12 protein-coding genes are annotated in these 18,021 nt (G+C 71.9%); 5 read left to right on the top strand and 7 right to left on the bottom strand.

Translation table 11 applies throughout. The features are described from left to right. Positions 1–1,386 (bottom strand): hypothetical protein, encoded by a 1,386-nt coding sequence (locus JKJ07_RS27875; RefSeq protein WP_202994772.1) that lies wholly within the window; start codon positions 1,384–1,386, stop codon positions 1–3. Positions 1,387–1,605: 219 nt separating this feature from the next. Between JKJ07_RS27875 and JKJ07_RS27870 the strand changes: the two genes are divergently transcribed. Continuing rightward, positions 1,606–3,453, top strand: coding sequence for a zinc metalloprotease (locus JKJ07_RS27870; RefSeq protein ID WP_202994771.1), 1,848 nt, complete (start codon positions 1,606–1,608; stop codon positions 3,451–3,453). Here the strand turns inward: JKJ07_RS27870 and JKJ07_RS27865 are convergent. Together JKJ07_RS27865 and JKJ07_RS27860 are read right to left on the bottom strand one after the other, a co-directional pair. Then, entirely contained in the window at positions 3,444–4,154 is a 711-nt protein-coding gene (locus tag JKJ07_RS27865; RefSeq protein WP_202994770.1) for a response regulator transcription factor, read from the bottom strand. The genes JKJ07_RS27870 and JKJ07_RS27865 overlap by 10 nt on opposite strands. 35 nt (positions 4,155–4,189) lie before the next feature. Next, a complete protein-coding gene (locus tag JKJ07_RS27860; protein WP_202994769.1) occupies positions 4,190–7,006 on the bottom strand; it encodes an ATP-binding protein in 2,817 nt (938 codons plus the stop codon). A 162-nt stretch (positions 7,007–7,168) separates the two neighbouring features. Between JKJ07_RS27860 and JKJ07_RS27855 the strand changes: the two genes are divergently transcribed. Further along, positions 7,169–7,531, top strand: coding sequence for a hypothetical protein (locus tag JKJ07_RS27855; protein WP_202994768.1), 363 nt, complete (start codon positions 7,169–7,171; stop codon positions 7,529–7,531). Next, positions 7,531–8,835 carry a radical SAM/SPASM domain-containing protein gene (locus JKJ07_RS27850; RefSeq protein ID WP_202994767.1) on the top strand — a complete coding sequence of 435 codons (1,305 nt, stop codon included), beginning with the start codon at positions 7,531–7,533 and terminating at the stop codon, positions 8,833–8,835. Before JKJ07_RS27855 ends, JKJ07_RS27850 begins: the two co-directional genes overlap by 1 nt. Here JKJ07_RS27850 and JKJ07_RS27845 read toward each other — a convergent pair. After that, the gene (locus JKJ07_RS27845) at positions 8,830–9,417 is read right to left on the bottom strand and encodes a hypothetical protein (protein ID WP_202994766.1); all 588 of its coding nucleotides are present in this window, start codon (positions 9,415–9,417) and stop codon (positions 8,830–8,832) included. The two genes, JKJ07_RS27850 and JKJ07_RS27845, sit on opposite strands and share 6 nt — an antisense overlap. Positions 9,418–9,483: 66 nt before the next feature. Here JKJ07_RS27845 and pepN point away from each other — a divergent pair, with 66 nt between their 5' ends. Then, positions 9,484–11,895, top strand: a complete 2,412-nt coding sequence (gene pepN, locus JKJ07_RS27840; protein ID WP_202994765.1) for an aminopeptidase N — start codon at positions 9,484–9,486, stop codon at positions 11,893–11,895. A 171-nt stretch (positions 11,896–12,066) separates the two neighbouring features. Further along, positions 12,067–12,930, top strand: coding sequence for a sulfotransferase domain-containing protein (locus tag JKJ07_RS27835; RefSeq protein WP_202994764.1), 864 nt, complete (start codon positions 12,067–12,069; stop codon positions 12,928–12,930). Positions 12,931–12,972: 42 nt separating this feature from the next. Here JKJ07_RS27835 and JKJ07_RS27830 read toward each other — a convergent pair whose 3' ends face one another. The 3 genes from JKJ07_RS27830 to JKJ07_RS27820 all read right to left on the bottom strand — a co-directional run bounded on the left by JKJ07_RS27830 (position 12,973) and on the right by JKJ07_RS27820 (position 18,004). Next, complete coding sequence (locus JKJ07_RS27830; protein WP_202994763.1) at positions 12,973–14,775, bottom strand: HoxN/HupN/NixA family nickel/cobalt transporter; 1,803 nt, start codon at positions 14,773–14,775, stop codon at positions 12,973–12,975. A gap of 197 nt (positions 14,776–14,972) precedes the next feature. Continuing rightward, the gene (locus JKJ07_RS27825; protein WP_202994762.1) at positions 14,973–16,265 is read right to left on the bottom strand and encodes a tetratricopeptide repeat protein; all 1,293 of its coding nucleotides are present in this window, start codon (positions 16,263–16,265) and stop codon (positions 14,973–14,975) included. A 53-nt stretch (positions 16,266–16,318) separates the two neighbouring features. Continuing rightward, positions 16,319–18,004, bottom strand: coding sequence for a DUF4331 domain-containing protein (locus tag JKJ07_RS27820; protein ID WP_202994761.1), 1,686 nt, complete (start codon positions 18,002–18,004; stop codon positions 16,319–16,321). Positions 18,005–18,021: the final 17 nt, after the last annotated feature.

The raw sequence follows: 18,021 nt of genomic DNA, 5'->3' as shown, positions 1-18,021 counted from the left end.
TCAGAACGGAAGCGCCCGGCGCAGCAGGTCGAGCGCCTCATCGGCCCAGCCGAGCACGGCGAGCCCGGCCGCGATGTTCTGCGGCGGGCTGGTGACCAGGGTGTCCCGCCGCAGCAGCCGGGCGAAGTCCACCTCGACCGGCCCGGGGCGGGGCGTGCCGCCGGGCGTCCGGAACTCGACGCCGGCCCCGTGCATGACCCGGATGATCTCCTGGGCCAGCACCCCGTAGCCCACCGTCGTCGGGTGCACGCCGTCGAGCGAGAACAGGCCGCCCCGGGCCCGCCCGCCCCAGCCGTCCGCGTTCAGGAAGTGCGACGTGATCGGCGGCTCGACCGCGGCCAGCGCGGCCGGCAGCGGATAGGGCGCCCACCACTGCGGCCGGGCCGCCGGGTCCTCGATGTAGCGGCGGTCGGCCAGGCGGTCGAGCACCCCGGCCAGGTCGACCAGATACCAGTCGCGGCCGTCCGTCCGGGCCTTGCGCACCACCTCGGTGATCGCGTCGTTGTACTGGTCGATCGCGCTGTCCACGGCCCGCGCCTCGGCGGCGGTGATGTGCGGGTCGTGATCGGGGTCGAACGCCCGGTCCGAGATCCACGGCCGGGTGTAGTGGGGGAAGTATCGCGAACCCGGCTCGCTCTTGCCGTCGACGCCGCGGCAGATCGGCGCGATCGTGACGTGCGGGACCGTGCAGCAGATGACGTGCCGGGCCTTGATGCCGCGGACCCGCTCGTCGACCAGTGCCAGCTCCTCGGCGAAGTGCTCCGGGCGCCAGACCGTGAAGTCCTTCTTGCCGTCGAGGGTGTCGTAGCCCTCCTCGCTCCACTTGACCCGCAGGTGGGTCACGGCAGGCAGGGCGTTGTTGGCGCCGAGGAAGACGACCAGCGTCTCGATGCCGTGCTCGGGCGCCTCGTCGCCGAGCTCGCGGGCCAGGTCGAAGACGGTGCGACGGCGCTTGTCCGCCGGCTCGGTCGGATAGATGCGCAGGGCGGCCCGCTCGGTGTCGTTCTCGACCATCTGATTCAGGAAGCCGTCCTTCGGCGCCTTCAGGCGGGACAGGAAGCGATCGACTGTCTGCTCGAGGGCGTCGCGCAGGTCCCATCCGTACATGGCCAGGTTGTGCGGGATGCCGGTGGTGCGCGGAATCGGCGAGCCGCCACCTCGCTCCCAGTAGTCCTCCAGCTCGTCCATCCACTGCCGCGCGGTGAACAGGACGAGCGGGTTCACCCCGTGCCCGTGGTCGCGCTCGAGCCGGCGCAGCAGCAACTCGATGTTGATCGGCAGACCGCCCGGACCCCCGTACGAGGGAAAGCGGAAGTCACCGAGGCACCCGAGCTCGTAGGCGATGATCGCCGGCGCCGAGAGGTCGGTCTGAATTCGCCGACGCATTCGGCGCGATTCACATGGTGAATTTCGGCGGGGCCGCAGGCATCGGCCTGAACGCGTCTCTCCGCGCGCCGGAATACGCAGGAATACGTAGTCGCGCCGACCGCGATGATCCTTTTTCTACGTCCCTGATCCGACATGCGGACCGGTGAAAAGGCTGACGCGGTGCGGGCCGGGACGCAGAAGAATCGGTGCCGGTCCGGTACGAGAGGTGGGGTTCTGATGATCGGCGGAAGGTACGAGGGCGCGAGTCAGCGGTTCTCGCTGGAGCTCCGGGTCGAGCCGGATCTCAGCGTCGTGAGCGGCGACGTCGCGCTGACCGGCGCCGACCCGGCCTATCTGGCGTCGTTCCGGACGGACACCGGCATCCTGACGCTGGGACACCCGTGGCCGATGGCCTGTCTCGCCGGGAACGGCACGGCGACCCGCGGCCACGTGACCGTGCGGGAGCGGCCCGGCGACACCCTCGACGTCGAGCTGAAGCTGGACGGGCCGTTGAACGGCCTGGAGTTCGGCGTCCTCGTCGAAGCCAGTCTCCGGCGGACCGGCGCCGAACTGCGCCGGCTCGGTGTCGAGACCGAATACGAGCAGCGCGTCGCGCGGCCGGGGCCGGTCCAGTTCGGCGGCGCCGCCGTCACTTTCGAGGAATGCTTCCGGCGGGCGGGCATCGAGGTGCTGCCTGCCGGTGACGAGTCCACCATTCCCGCGCGGAACGGTGGCTGGGAGTGGAACGACGCCAACCTCTACGGCGTCCTCGACACCCTCGACAGGTTCAAGCGCGAGGCGGCCCAGCGGGCGCAGCGGCCACTCGCCGCCCCGGCCTGGCAGCTCCAGTTGCTCATGCTCTCCCGCTCGACGCGCGACAACCTGTACGGGGTCATGTTCGACCTCGACGGGAAGCTGCCCCGGCAGGGTTGCGCCGTCTTCGCGGAGGAGATCCGCGAGCACCAGCCCGAGCGGCAGGTCATCCACACCATCGCTCACGAGGTGGGGCACGCCCTCAACCTGACACACCGCTTCGAGCCGTCGATCGGCCGCGACCACTCGACCTCGTTCATGAACTATCCGTGGGCGTACCTGGGCGGCGACCGGGAGGACGAGTACTGGCAGAAGGCGGACTACACCTTCGACCCGGACGAGCTCGCCTTCCTGCGGCACGGCACCCGGCCTGCCGTGATGCCCGGGGGCGCGGCCTTCCACTCGCACGACTACTGGAGCCTGGCCCCCGGCGGCCACCCGCCCTATGTCCCCGATCAGCCGACCCCCGGGCTGGCCCTGACCCTCGTGCCGCCCGAGGGCGGGCCGTACTTCGCCTTCGGCCAGCCGGTTCAGCTGACCGTGTCGCTGGCCAACAGCACCGGCGCCCCGATCTGGCTGCCGGCCGGCATCCTCGACATCAAGGCCGGCTATCTGGGCGTCGCGGTGCAGCGGATGACCGGCACCGTCCCGGTCCCGGCCGCCGCGGAGGCGTTCGTGCCGATGACGCAGCGCTGTCTGAGCTTCACGTCGGACAACACCGAACTGCCGGACGGCTTCGTCAAGGACGAGAACATCAGCGTCTGGTTCGGCGCGAACGGCTTCGCCGTAGCCGAGCCGGGCGGTTACCGGCTGACCCCGATCCTCAACCTGCCCGGCCGCGCCGGCCGCCCACCGCGGGTGGTCGTGGGCCGGCCGTTGACGATCCGGGTCGCCTATCCGAAGACGGCGGACGACGAACGGCACGCCGTCGAGCTCTTGGAACCCGAGGTCGGGGCGTGGCTCGCGCTCGGCGGGGGCAACGCCTGCGGCGGGGCGGCCGGCACGGTCCAGGCGATCCAGGAGGAGCGGGCGACCCGGTTCGGCGTGCACGATCCGCTGGCGGCGTCGCTGACCCGGACGCTCGGCATCCACTTCTCGCGGTCCTACCTGACGGCCGACGCACGCAGGCAGTTCACCCCCGGACCGACCGACGACACCCGGGCCGTACGGCTCCTGAGCCGGCTGGTGGCCGACCCCGACGCGATGTCCCGGTTCGACCGGGTCACCGCCGCCGCGACCCGCAGCCTGGCCACAAAGGTGCGTCAGCGATGAGCGGCGCCGGACGGCAGCAGCCCGACCAGCCCGGTGCGATAGGCGATGACCACGGCCCGGGTGCGGTCGCGGCACTCGAGTTTCATCAGGATGTGCCCGATGTGCGTGCGGACCGTCCCGTCGCTGAGGAACAGGCGCTCGGCGATCTCCCCGTTGCCCAGGCCGTTGGCCAGCAGCACCAGCACCTCCCGCTCGCGCGGGGTCAGCCGCCGCACGAGCACCGACGAGGTGGCCCGGTCGCCCGGCCGGACCGCCATCTCGCCCAGCATGTCGTTGACGAAGACGTCGTCGAGCCAGACCCCGGCCAGGGCGACCGCGCGCACGGCGGCCAGCAGCACCTCCGGGGGCCGCGACTTGAGCAGGAACCCGGCCGCGCCGGCCCGCAGGGCAGCCCACACCGTGGGCGCGGCGTAGCCGGCGGCCAGGGCCAGCACCCGGGCCCGGCCGCTCGCGGCGACCTCGGCGATCAGGTCGTTCGCGTCGCCCTCGGCCGGCAGCCCCAGGATCAGCACGTCCGGGTCGAGCCCGGCGGCGGCGCCGACGGCGTCCCGGCCCGACCGGGCCTCGGCCACCACGTCGAGGCCGGCGCCCGCGGAGAGCAGGGCGGTCAGGCCGGCCCGGATGAGCGGCTCGTCGTCCGCGACGACGACGCGGATGGTCGCCGGCGCGGCGAGCTTGAGCGATCCTTCGTAACCAGGCATGCCAGTAATCGTCGGTTCGCGGCCGGGTGCGAGCGTCAGGGTGGCCCCCCTGAGATTTGCGCCCGCAGGTGGTCGCGGCCGGGCACAGCGAGCTTGCGATAGACCGCCGCCAGATGTGTCTCGACGGTCTTGATGGTCACGTACAGGCTCTCCGCGATCTCCCGGTTGGTGCGGCCCTCGGCGGCCAGCCGGGCCACTGCCGCCTGGCTGCCGGTCAGCGCGGCCCAGCCGGTGACCCGGGCCCGGCGCGGCCGTCCGCCGGCCGCGCGAATGTCCGCCGCGACCCGGCCCGACAGGCGGGTCATGCCGAGTCGTTCGGCCAGGTCGAGAGCGGCGGCCAGCTCGGCCCGGGCCGCCCGCAACCGGCCCGCCCGGCGCAGCGCGGCGCCGTAGCTCGCCCGCACCCGGGCCCGGATCGGCAGCCGCGGCGTGTCGGCGCACGCCTCCATCGCCTGCACGAGCAACTCCTCCGCTTCTCGAGCCGGCGCGAACGACGCGCGCCGGCGCAGGGCGAGCGCCAACTGGAAGGACGGACCATGCCGCAGCCGGACGGCCACCTCCCGATCGGACTCCCGCACGGCCCCCTCGCGATCGTTCAGCATCTGGCAGGCGTGGCTGGCCAGCAGGTGAACCTCGAACTCGATCTCCCGTTCGGTCGCGGCGGACCCGTCGCCCGGCGGCGGGTCGAGCAGGGCCAGCGCCCGTTCGGGCCGGCCGGAGAGCAGCTCGCCCAGCGCCCGGGCCGGGACCGCCTCGGCCGGGCTGTCCAGCAGGTGGCGTCCGGCCTCGGCGTAGTCGCCCCGCTCGAGCGCGATGTAACCACGGGCGCCCCGGGCCAGGCCGCCGTAGACGGTGAGACCGTGCCGGTCGGCGAACAGCTCCGCCTCGGCCAGCACCACCAGCGCCTCCTCGAAGCGCCCGCGCCGCAGCCCGTTGAGCGCGCTGCGATGCGACCACTCGGCCTGCAGCGCGGGCGAGGCGCGGCGCAACCGGGCCACGTCGGGGCGCAGGCGCTCGAGCACCCGGTCGGCGTCCGCCATGGCCTCGACCGAGGCCAGGAACGCGGCCGATTCGAGGGCGGCGCTCACCTCCCAGCCGGTGAGCGGGCGGTCGTCGGGCAGCCCGTGGACGACTCGGCGCAGCTGGGACAGGAATCTCTCCGGCGGGCACTCGCCGGTGGCCCGCTGGTGGATCGCGACGCAGAGCAGCAGATAGCGCTGTTCCCCGGTGCCGATCCCCAGCCGGTCCAGGTCGACCCGGGTCAGGCGTTCCGGCGCCCGGTCGGTCCGGCCCGCGGCCACGTCCAGCAGCAGCGCGGCGCGCAGCCGGAGCTCGGCCGGGCTGGCCCCGTACGGCTCGGCGGCGAAGGCCCGCAGCCGCAGGCTGTCCGCGCCGGCCTCGTCGTCCAGTTCGTACAGCAGGTCGAACAGCTCGGCCATGGCGCTGATCGACAGCTCGCGCGGCCCGGTCTCGACCACCTCGGCGAGATGTTGCTGGGCGCGGGCCGGGGCGCCGGTCGCCCGCTCGGCCTCGGCCAATGCGAGCAGCACGGGCGGCCGGGCCGCGGGCGACGGCGGCTCGGCCAGCGCCCGGGTCAGCAGCCGGTGCGCGGTCTCCGGCGATCCCGAGTCGAGGGTGCGGCGGGCCTCGTCGACGAGCAGACCGACAGTCCCCTCCGCGCCGCCGGGCGGCGCCCGCAGCAGATGCCGGGCCACCTGCGGTGCGGGGGCGGCCGAGGCGAGCAGCACGCGGGCCGCCGCGGCGTGCAGACGGCCGAGCTGGCCGGGGGCGACGGTGTGCTCGACCGCGGCCCGCACGAGCGGATGCGGAAAGACCACGGGGTCGGCCCGCACCAGGATGGAGGCCGCTTCCAGCGCGGCGGCGGCCCGGCCGGCCGGCTCGCCCTCGGCCCGGGCCAGGGCGGCCACGACCCGCAGCGGCACGTCGTCGCCCAGCACCGCGGCCGCCTGGGCCAGCTCGGTGGCGACCGGGCCGAGCTGGTCGAGGCGCCACAGCACGGTGGCCGCGAGCGCCTGCGGGCCGCTGGCGGCCAGCTCGGCCGCCGCGGCCGCCGTCGGGGGCAGGCCGGCCGCCACCAGCGGGCGGACCAGCTCGCGCAGATAGAAGACGTTGCCCCCGCTGGCCTGGGCGCACGCCAGGGTGAACAGCTGCTCCGGCTCCCGGCCGAACGCCACGCACAACACCTCGGCGACGCCGGCCTCGGACAGCGGCTCGGGCCGCAGCACGCCGGCCCCGCCCAGCGTGGCCAGCCGCGACAGCATGGCCGCGACGGCCGGGTCCGCCGCCATCGGCCGCGCGGTGGCCACGACGCCGATCGGGGCGCCCTGCAGATCCTCCACCGCGTCCACCAGGATGCGCAGCGAGTCGACATCCGCCCAGTGCACGTCATCGATCGCGAGCAGCAGCGGCCCGTCGTCGGCGAGCGCCGCGAGCAGCCACTGGCAGCCGTAGTCGACGCCGGTGACGGTCGTCGTGCCCGGGGTGAACAGCGGGGCCGCGAAGGCCGCGGCCCCGGTGAGCGAGCCGGGACCGCCGCGCCGCTCGACCTCGGGCCCGAGCAGCCGGCGCAGCAGCTCGTGCGGGGCGGTGGCGGCCAGATACGGCATCCGGGCCCAGAGCACGCGGAACCCGTCGGTGACGGCCAGATCGCGGGCGGCCCGCAGCAGGGCGGTCTTGCCGACCCCGGCCGGCCCCTCGAGCAGCGTCACCCGGGCCTGGCTGTCGCGGACATCGGTCAGGCACGCGCGCAGGGCGGCGAGCTCCCGCGAGCGTTCGACCATCGTGGCGGGTGCTGTCACGGCGGTGGTGACGACCCGCGGCCGGCCGGCCATGCCGCGATGCTAGGCGGAGCAGCGGGATCGGCGCATCCCGTTTACGGACGGCCTTATTGACATCCACCGTGCCGAGCGGGAGTGTCCTAACGGCACCCGGCTCATTTACCGCGATATTCGATCATTGATGTCAGATCTTTTATTCGCTCGGGAGTGATCGCCATGTCGGACGGAAATGACAGAAACAGAGCCAATGTCCTCGTTATCCGGGGCCCGAACCCGCACTCTTTCCCGGCCGAGGTCGCCTGGGCCGCGAACGTCATCGCGTCATATGTGAACGGCTTCGCCGACGGCGTCCGGCGGCCGCCCGACGAGAACATCCACCGGATCGACGAGGCAGGCGGCACCACGGAAGAGGTGCGGGCCGCGGCCGAGGAGCAGCTGGAGTGTCAGTGCGTTCCCGGAGCGGCGTTCTCGGGCAAGCCGTGCGGTTTCATCATGGCCGGACCCGAGCGCCCCGGCGTGGACATCGCGCTGGTCTGGGGGCCGGAGGTCGGCGAATTGCTCAAGAAGCCGGGCGCCTGATGAGAGAGTCGCGCTACAACACGTGGATCGACGACGGCCCCACCACATACGTCCACAACGGCTTCTCCGGCCGTGTCGTCCCCATGCCGGCCGCGCAGCGCGAGCCCACCCGCCGCTTCATCGCGGGCGACGACTCGGTCACGGTCGACCCCGCGCTGATCAGCGTGCTGGTCGACGCCCGGGTAGTCGTGGCCGACCGCACCGACGAGCTGGAGCTGCTCCGCGACCGCTACGAGCAGACCCGGCGCAATCCCGGCCGGTTCCACCTCACGATCGTGCCGAGCCTCGGCTGCGACCTCGACTGCCTGTACTGCTTCGAGGCCAAACATCCGTCGCTGCTCGACGAGGAGGTGCAGCAGCGCCTGCTGCGCCTCGTCGAGCAAAAGCTTCCCGCCGTACGATCGTTCGCCGTGCTCTGGTACGGCGGCGAGCCGCTGGTCGGCCTGCCCGCCCTGCTCCGCCTCTCCGACGAGTTCATCACCCGGTGCGCCGCGGCCGGGGTGAGCTACCAGGCCGAGATCATCACCAACGGCCACCTCCTGACGACCGAGACGGCCCGGCTGCTGCGCGCCCGGCACGTGACGGCTGCCCAGGTCACTATGGACGGCCCGGCCGAGGTGCACGACCGCCGCCGCCCGCTCGCCGGCGGCCGGGGCACGTTCGACCAGCTGCTCGCCAACGTCGTCGCGGTCGCCGGCATCCTCGACGTCACGGTGCGGGTCAACCTCGACACGGACAACGTCGGCGACGCGGCGCGCCTGCTCGAGATCCTGGCCGCGGCCGGGCTGGCCGGCCGGGTCGGGGTCTATCCGGGGCATGTCGTCGCGACGACGGCGAACCCACTGGCCCCGAGCGCCCGGTACGGCACCGCCTGCCTCTCCAAGGCCGCGTTCGCCGAGGCCGAGCAGCATTTCGCCGAGGCCGCCGCAGGTCTCGGGTTCGCCACCGTCGCCCTGCCCGAACCGGTCGGCGCGCCGTGCACGGCGGTCCGCGACAACGAACTGGTGATCGGCTCGCGAGGCGAGATCTACAAGTGCACCGAGACCGTGGGCGATCCCAAGGAGGTGATCGGCAACCTGCGGTCCTGGCCGCAGCCGGACGACCGGTTGTCGAAGTGGCTCACGTACGACCCGTTCGGCGACGACGACTGCCGCTCGTGTGTCGCGCTGCCGGGCTGCATGGGCGGCTGCGCCTATCACGCGATGACCTCGGCCAGCCGGGACACGCGCTGCTCGACCTTCCGGTTCCGGCAGGAGCAGCAGGTGCGCCGGATGGTTGCGGGCCGGCGGGGCCGGGTGTCATGAGGACGGGGCGAACAGGCCCGGCAGGCCCGCACTGACCGACTGCCGGGCCGCGGAGAGCTCACCCGCGGCGACCCGCTGCTCCTCGGCCAGCACCTCGGCGGCGACCCCGGCCACGTACGCCTGCTGGCGTACCCGCACCGCCTCGGCCGCGGCATCCTCGTAGCGGTGGCGGGCCAGCCGCACCGCGTGCTCGCGCACATCCGGGCCGGTTCCGGGCACCTGGCTCCAGATGGCGTCGAGCTGTGCGGCCGAGAGATCACCGCGCCGGTACGCCTCCAGGGCGGCCCGCTCGACCAGGCGCCATGGTTCGTCACCGTCCGGACGCGGACCGTACTGGGCCTCGCGGAAGCTGTATTCGGCCTGATCGCGGGCCCGTTCCGCCGAGTCGACCAGCTGCCGGGCGGCGTCCGCCTCGGCCCGCGCCCGCTGCGCCGCCGTGCCGACCGCCGCCGCCTCGGCCGCGAGGTCCTCGAGCGGCTCGGTCAGCACCGGCGCCGAGGCGGCCCGGTCGTGCTGCCGCCGGGCCAGCCAGGCCAGGAACGCCAGGAGCGCCGCGCCGAGCAGGAAGACGATGACGATCATGAGTGGAACCATGCGTCCGATTTATCCGGACGACGCCCGCGCAAACCCGGTTCTACGATCGGGCGCATGACTGCACGGAGCCTGACGCAGGTCGAGGCCGAGGAGCGTGCCGCGCTCATCGCCGTCGATCGCTACGACATCACGATCGACCTCACCGACCTGCCGACCGGCTCGGCCGTGACGTGCGTGTCGACGGTGACCTTCAGCTGCCGCGAGCCGGGAGCGCGCACTTTTGCCGACTGCACGGCGTCGATCGTCGCGGCCACCCTCAACGGCGAGCCGCTGCCGCCCGCCGTCGACGGCCGCATCGAGCTGACCGGGCTGGCCGCGCACAATGTGCTGCGCGTCGAGTCGGTGCAGACCGACACCACCGACGGGCCCGGCGTGCACAAGGCGGTCGACCCGGCCGACGGCGAGGTCTACGTCTGGACCACGTTCTGCCCCGACGAGGCGCGATACGTTTTCGCGTGCTTCGACCAGCCCGACCTGAAGGCGCCGCACGCTTTCGTCGTCACCGCGCCCGCGTCGTGGCTCGTGGCCAGCAACAGCGGCGACCCGGTGGTGGAGGAGCTCCAGGGCGTACGGCGCTGGACGTTCCCGGACACCCCAGTGCTCTCCACGTACAACTGCGTGGTCAACGCCGGACCGCTGCACGAGGTGCGCCGCGAGGCGGGCGGCTACGACCTCGGCCTGCTGTGCCGCCGCTCGCTGGCCCCGCTGCTCGACCGGGACGCCGACGAGATCTTCACCGTCACCGAGCAGGGCCTCGCGTTCTTCGGCGACGTCTTCGGCCGGCCGTTCCCGCAGCGCAAGTACGACCACGTGTTCATGCCCGAGTTCGGTGGCGCGATGGAGAACTGGGGCTGCGTGACCTGGGAGGACACGTTCCTGCGGCGCACCGCGCCGACCCCCGCCGAGCAGGAGCTGACGGCCGTCTTCCTGCTGCACGAGATGTCGCACATGTGGTTCGGCAACCTCGTGACGATGCGCTGGTGGGACGACCTGTGGCTGAACGAGGCGTTCGCCGAGCTCGCCTGCTACTGGGCCGCCTCCCGCGCGACCCGGCACACCGACGCCTGGGTCGGGCTGCTCGCGAGCGAGAAGCTGACCGCCTACCTCGCCGACCAGGGCCCGGTCTCGCACCCCATCCACCAGCCCATTCGCGACGTCGCCGAGGCCTCGTCCATCTTCGACGCGATCACCTATCCCAAGGGTGCGGCGGTGTTGCGGCAGCTCATGACGTACGTGGGTGAGGACAGCTTCGTCGCCGGGATGCGCTCGTACTTCGCCCGGCACGCCTGGGGCAACACCACCCTGCAGGATCTGATCGACGCCCTGGCCGAGGCCTCGGGCCGCGACCTGAACGCGTGGCGGGCGGGCTGGCTGGAGACCGCGGGGGTCGACCGGTTCACGTTCGCCGCGGGCACGCTGACCGGCAGTGGTCCGGCGGGTCCGCCCCGGCCGCAGGTTCTCGCCATCGGTTCGTACGCGTTCGGTGACGACGGGTTGCGGCGCACCGCGCTGGCCACCGTCGACGTGCAGGGCGCCTCGACGTCCGTGGTGCTGCCCGAAGATGCCGACTTCTATCTGGTCAACGACGAGGATCTGACGTTCGCGACCGTCCGCCCGTCGGCTCGCGACCGGGGAACACTCGTCACCGCCGCGGGCAAGCTGCCGACCCCGGTGTCGCGCGGTGTCGCCGTGGCCACGATCTGGGACATGCTGACCGCCGGCGAGGCGACCCCCGGCGAGGTGGTGACCTGCCTGACCTCGGTTCTCACCGTCGAGACGTCGGAGGCGGTGATCGAGCCGTACCTGCGCCTGGCCGGCAACGCCGCCGAGTTCTGGGCGGGCGACGACCGGCTGATGGGCGACTTCTACGCATTGTGCTCGCGGCTGGCCGAGCAGCCCGGCCGCGAGCAGGTCGCCCTGCGCGGCATGATCCGGTCGGCGCCCGATCTCGGCGCGATCGACCGGCTGCGCGCTCGGGCCGGCGCCGACGTCGACCTGCTCTGGCGCTGCCTGGTCCGCGCGGCCGAGCTGGGGGAAGAGACCGATTCCCCGGTACGGGACCTGCTCGCGCGCGACCCCGACCCGGACGCGACGTTCCGGGCCGTCGCCGTGCGCGCGGCCCGCCCCGACGCGGACGAGAAGGCGGCGGTGTGGCAGCTGCTGACCGTCGACCGGTCGGTGCCGGTCAGCGCGATGGGCGCCGTCACGAACGCGTTCTGGCGTCCCGGCCAGGACGCGATCCTGTCCGGTTACGGCGACAAATATCTGAGCCTGCTTCCCGGTTTCGCCCGCGGCGGCATGATCCCGTCGATGGTATACGCCGGCCGGCTGCTGCCCCGATTCGGCACCACCGCGGATTTCCCGTCCCGAGCCGAGAAGGCCGCCGCCGACGCCGCGCCGATCGTGCGCCAGACCGTGCTCGAATACGCCGACGAGTTGCGCCGGATGATCCGCACCCGAGGCTGACCGGGCTCTGACTCGTTACCTCTCCCGGGGGCTTGCGCTTTCAGCAAGCTCCCAGGAGGCGTCCTCTCTATTTCGATCGATTTTGTTATAAAGTCCCTGGACACCACCTGAACCAAGATCAACTTGCCGGCGAACCCGCGATTTCGTACGTAAAGGACACGGGCTCGAACGATGTTCAACAGTGCTGTCATGTTCGCCAAGCAACGCGCGCCGGAGCCGGTGCGTGTTCTCGCCCGCCGCGCGCAACTCGACGCGTACAACGCCAGACTGCGGATCACCGTCCCGGTGGCGACCCGGAGCGAGTTCGAAAACATCTATCACTGCGCGGTCCGCAAGACCGCCAGCCAGTGGATCAAGGCGGTCTTCAGCGACCCGCTCGTCTATCGCCATTCCGGCCTGCTGACGTACGACCCGCGCTTCTACAACTGGAAACACCCGCGCGTGGTGCCGCCCCGGCGCATCGGCCTGTCGCTGTTCTTCCCCCGCCCGCGGTTCGACAAGATGCCGAAGCCGGAGAAGTATCGCGCGTTCTTCGTCATGCGCGACCCCCGCGACATGGTGGTGTCGAGCTACTTCTCCACCCGCAACTCGCACGGCCCGATGGGCGACGTGCTCGAGGTGCGCAAAGTGCTGCTCGAGATGCCGCGCAAGGAGGGCATGCTCTGGCTGATCGGCGACATGGCCAAGAAGAACAGGTTCGGCGCCATCCGCTCCTGGATCGACGCGCCCGCCTCCGACGAGGTCCGCCTGGTCAAATACGAGGACCTGACCGGCGACGCCCAGGCGGCCGAGATGGAAGCGCTGCTGCGCCACTGCGGCATCAACCTGCCCGCCGCCGACCTGGCCACGGTGCTCGACCGCTACAGCTTCACCAAGATGAACGAGCGCCAAGGCACGGCCAAGGTCTCCCACTACCGCAAGGGCCAAGCCGGCGACTGGGCCAACCACTTCGACGACGACATCTACGAAGCCTTCAACAAGGCCACCGGAGACCTGGTCGAGCGGCTGGGCTACCCGACCTACCAGCAAAAATAACCCCGGCCCGGCCGACCCTCACTCGACGCCGCCCAGAACCGATCAAGCGACGCCGGCGAGGGCTCGTCCGGCCAGGCCGAGGCCCACGACGATGATGAGGGCCGCGGTGGCCGGGGGCGAGACTGTCCGCCAGCGGTCGGCCAAGCGCCAACGCCCCTCGAGGCGGTGCCGCAACCGGACGAGCAGCAGGCCCGCCGCGGTGAGCGTGGCGGCCATGCCGAGACCGTAGGCGAGCACCAGCAGAACGCCGAACACCGTCCGTCCGAGCGCAGCCGCGCCGAGCAACACAACCAGCGCGGACGGACTGGGCACCAGCCCACCAGCCACCCCGATCCCGGCGATCCCCCACTTGCCCGGCCCATGCGTATGACTGTGCGAGTGCCCGTGTCCATGTGAATGCGAGTGCCCATCGCCGTCCGAGTGCGCAACGTCGTGCGAGTGCGCATCTCCACGCAACTGCGCATTTCCGTGCGAGTGCGCATCTCCGTGCGAGTGCGCAGGTCCGTGCGAGTGCGCAGCATCGTGCATGTGGGTTTCAGTGTGCGAATGCTCGTCATCATGCTGGTGGGTGTGTGCGGAGTGCTCGTGGTCGGTGATCGCGTCGACCGGTCGGGAGTGTGCGTGTCGGGCGGCTCGGTGGCGGCGTAGGGCCGAGATCAGGGCGCCCACGCCGACGGCCGCGACCAACGTGCCGCTGGCCAGGCCGAGCCAGGAGAGGACCGATTCGCCGGCGATAGAAGAGACTGTGGTCAGGAGTAGGCCCAGGGCGATCACTCCGGCGGTGTGGGTGAAGGTGACTGTGGCTCCGACCAGCACGGCGTCTCGGGGGCGGCCTTGACTCCCGGCCAGGTAGGCGGCCATCACGGTCTTGCCATGACCGGGCAGAGCCGCGTGCGCCGCGCCCAGGAGCAGGGACAACAGCACGGCCAGCAAGCCGACCAGCGGGGTCAGCTGCCTGTCGCCGACCAAGTCCTCCAGCCTGCGTTCGGCCCCGGCCAGCAGCCCGGTCGAGCCGGTGTCGCCGACGGCGCGCCCGGCGGTGGCGGGCCCGACCGTGGCCGACCCCGCGCCGCGGTCACCGGCGATCGTGGTAGACCCCGCGCCGCGGTCACCGGCGATCGTGGTCGACCCCTCGCCGCGGTTGGCGGCTGCGGTCGGGGTCTGTTCACCCGCGTCAGGTGCGGCCGTGAACGACGCTGTGCGCGTGTCGGCGGGAGAAGCGAGCGGATCCGACGGATAAGTGCGCAGCTCGTTGCTCGAACTTGTCGACGGCAGCGACGAACCCGACAACTTCACGCCCGAACCTGACGCCACCAGCTCGCGCCAGCCGATGCGGTCGTCGCGGAACTGGTTGGCCACCTCGACGCGAACCGGCCGGGAGATGTCGACCGAGGCCGACAGACGGCATTCGAGGCGGGTCGTGCGCAGTCCGCCGGCGCCCGCCGCGTACGCGAGGGAACTGTTCTTGATCGTCCATTGCAGCCGGTCACCGTCGGCAGAAACGCGCAACGCCTCGGCCGCCTCGGTGCACGAAGGTGCCGAGTCCTGCAGAGTCGGCAACTCTGCGAGGTCGGCCACGACGAGCGCGTCGATCCGGTCCGGGTGCAGGGTCAGACCCGCGAACCGGTTGACCGAGAAGTTGCCGAGTGGGTGGGCCGCGGCGGCGCCCGCGGGCAGGGTCACGAAGCCGACGATCGTCAGCGCGGCTACCACGACCAGGCGCCGCAGGTTCCGCCGGCGCGGGGGCGCAGCTTGATCGTCGACAACAACCGGCACCTGAGCGCCGATCCCGCGAGTCGGCAGAAGCACGGAGCGCGCGGAGGGCGCCCGAGTCGGCAGAAACATGGAACGAGCGAAGAGCGCCCAAGTCGGCAGAAACACGGAACGCGCGAAGAGCGCCCAAGTCGGCAGAAACACGGAACGCGCGAAGAGCGCCCAAGTCGGCAGAAACACGGAACGCGCGAAGAGCGCCCAAGTCGGCAGAATCACGGAACGCGCGGAGGGCGTACGAGTCGCCGTGGGATGTTGCGGCTCTGGGGCGGTCACGGCTGGGTCTCCAACTCGGCCAGGGCCCGGGCGGCGGTGGGCCCGTCGGTGGGTGAGAAGTGCGGGTTGAGGGCGCGCACCCGGGTCAGCGACGCGCGGGCGGCGGCACGGTCGCCCAGGGCGAGCTCCGCCTGCGCGAGGTGGTAGGCGTAGGCGGCGTTGCGGGGGCCCAGGTCAAAAGCTTTCCGCCCGTACGTGCGAGCCTCGTCGTCGCGGCCCGCGGCGTGCAGGGCCTGGGACAGCACGTCGGCGACCTCGGCGAACGGGCGGCGGCGCCACTCGGTCTGGGCCGCGGCGACGGCCGTTGCCGCGTCGCCGCGGGCCAGGGCCAGCTGGGCGCCGGTCAGGTCGTCGCGGCCGCCGTTGGCCAGGAAGATCTGGTGGGCGGCCGCGGCCAGGTCGAGCTGCCGGTCCGCGTCGGCGCCCCGGCCGGCGAGGCGCAGCATCTCGGCGTACGAGAGAAGGGTCTCGGGGGTGGGGGTGCGCGCGGCGATCGTGGCGGTGTCGGTGACGGCCTGCGCGATGTCGCCGGTGGAGGCGGCGACCCGGGCCCGACCACGCAACAACGCGGAATACGACGGATCGGCCGCCAGCCCGGCGCTGTACTCCGTGGCGGCTCCGGCGAGGTCACCGCGGAACCACGCGAGATCGCCGAGCTGATTACGGCAGAACGCGATGTCGGCCGGGTCGACCGCGGCGGCCAGGGCCCGGCGCATCAGGTCCGCGGCCTCGGTCAGGCGGCCGCGCTGCTCCAGGTCGTAGGAGGCACGCGCGTACGCGGCCAGGCCCGGTCGCAAGTCGAGCATGTGCTGGATCGCCGCGGTCGCCGCGGGCGCGTTGCCCAGTTGGGTCTCGGCGTCGGCGAGCACCCCGAAGGCGTACGCGTCGAAGGGGTTGGCGCGCAGCGCTCGTTGCGCGAAGGTGCGCGATTGCGTGAACTCGTGACGCGCGTTGGCCAGCGCGCCCAGTCCGGTGAACGCGTCGGAGTTGTCAGAACCACGCACTTTCAGGGAACGGTTGAGCGCGGCTTCGGCCAGGGGATACCGGCTCGGGTCGCCGGTGATGCGGGCCTGTTCGACGTAGGCGAGGCCGAGCGAAGCCCAGGTGCGGTGGTCGCCGGGCAGGGCACGCAGCCGTTCCTGGGCGCGCGCGATCGTCTGCGCGAGACGGTCGGGACGGGCCGGCGGGGTGAAAGCCCGCACCGGGGCCGGCTTCTCGCGCAGGCCGAAGAACGCACCAACCGCGAACAACGCGAGCGCGGCGACGATGACTGTCACTGCTCGTTTCATGACGGAATCCCCTTCGAGGCGGGCGCGCCCGGGTGGACGCGCCCGCCAAGGCTTCAGAACCGGACGGTGGGATCGCTGCCGTACGTTGCGGGAGCCGCGCGTCGCCGGCGCTTCATCAGCCACCAGACGGTGAGCATGATGAGCAGGGCCCCGACACCGCCGACACCGAGGATGACGGCCGACCCGCTGGGGAGCATCGAGGAGCTCGACGCCGGGTCGAGGTCGGGCGCGGCCTCGGAGTCCGTCGCGCCGCCGGCCGGGTCGGAGGAAGGCTCGGGTGCGGATGAGGCACCGGAGGCGGCCGGAGCGCCGGAGCCGGAGCGACCCGCGTTGACCGCACCCTGGTTCGGCAGCGCCACGTACGGGAAGGCGGCGCCGAAGGCGTTGTCGTTGCTGTCGACCTTGTCGCCGGCCGCGAGCGCGTCGACCAGTTTGCCGCTCTGCGCCGCGCCCTCGACGGCCTGCACCGCGATGTCCACGGCGTCGTCGGTGAGCCGCCGCCCGTTCGGGAAGCCCTGCAGGTCACCGGCGAGCACCCCGAGCCGTTCCGGTTGCTCGGCGACCGGGACCGACAGGTTGAGCCGCAGCATCTCCGAGGGCCGGAATCGGTTCGGATCGACGTCCTTGTTGTTCAGCTGCGAATTCAGGTCGGCCTTGATCGGGCCTTTCGCCTTGGTCGTGATGCCGGTCAGGAAGATTTCGACGAGATCGTTCCGCGGGGTCGCGGGCGCCTTGACGCCGTAGATCTTCTCGATGAGTTGCGGCAGTTCCGGATTGGTGACCCGCTTGACCACGGCCGGGATTCCGGCGTCCTTGTCGGGCGAGAGGGAATTGAACGCGTCTTTCAGCCCGGCCGGCACGACGACCTCGTTGACGAGCGGATTGCCGAGCCGCGAGACCTGCACCCGGTCGCCGTTCGAGGGCCCGTCGGAAACGCGCGACCGGCTGCGCTCGGTGGTGCTCCAGATGCCGACCACGGGATTGCGCTTGGCGTCGCCTTTGAGGGCCACATCCTTGAACGGCACCTGAATGGCGATGCTGTTGACGTTGTATCCGGCCAGCGTGTCCTGCCCGGTCTCGCTCAGGTCGCCGCCGTAAAGCAGGTCGAAGACGCGCAGGTCGAGGAAGAACGGGTCGTCGGCCTGCCCGGCGAACAGTTTCCAGCCGCCCTTGAGCTGGACCGTGGCCTGGTCACGCAGCTTCTGATAGTCCGGCATGGAGGCCGCACCGATCCGGGACGGGGCGACCGGCGCGTCCTCGATCCGGGTCTTGAAGGGCTCGCCGTTGAACGACGATTCGAGGGTGTAGGTCTGCTTGAACGGCAGATTTTCGTCGTCGAGCGAGGTGACCGGCCCGTTGTTGTAGAGGAACGTCGAGTTGCCACGCTGGTCGGCATTCTTGAACGTCCACCGGAACACCGCATCCGGCTTCGCGTCGCCGTCGCTGTCCACATTGATCCGGTACGCCGCGTCGGTGGCGAACGGATAGAAGTTGGGCCCGCCATCCGGGTCCTCGAACGGAATCCAGTTCGCGATCATCGTCAGATATCCCGGCCGTTCCGGGCTGACGAACGCGTAAAGGTCGGTGTTGTCGGCGGCCGGATCGCTCGCGATGAGCGGCGCCTCCCGGTGGCTCGACGCCACCGACGCACCCGGGCCGAGGCCGGCCAATGCGGCGATGAGCACAACGGCTCCCGAAGCCGCCACCGCTGCCCGCCGGCGTTGCAATTTCTCGAGCATCGAATTTCTCCCCCTCT

The organism is Paractinoplanes lichenicola (assembly GCF_016785085.1).
Taxonomy (GTDB): Bacteria; Actinomycetota; Actinomycetes; order Mycobacteriales; family Micromonosporaceae; genus Actinoplanes; species Actinoplanes lichenicola.
The sequence above is the reverse complement of the archived record's forward strand: the minus strand, read 5'-3'. Positions and strand labels throughout refer to the sequence as shown.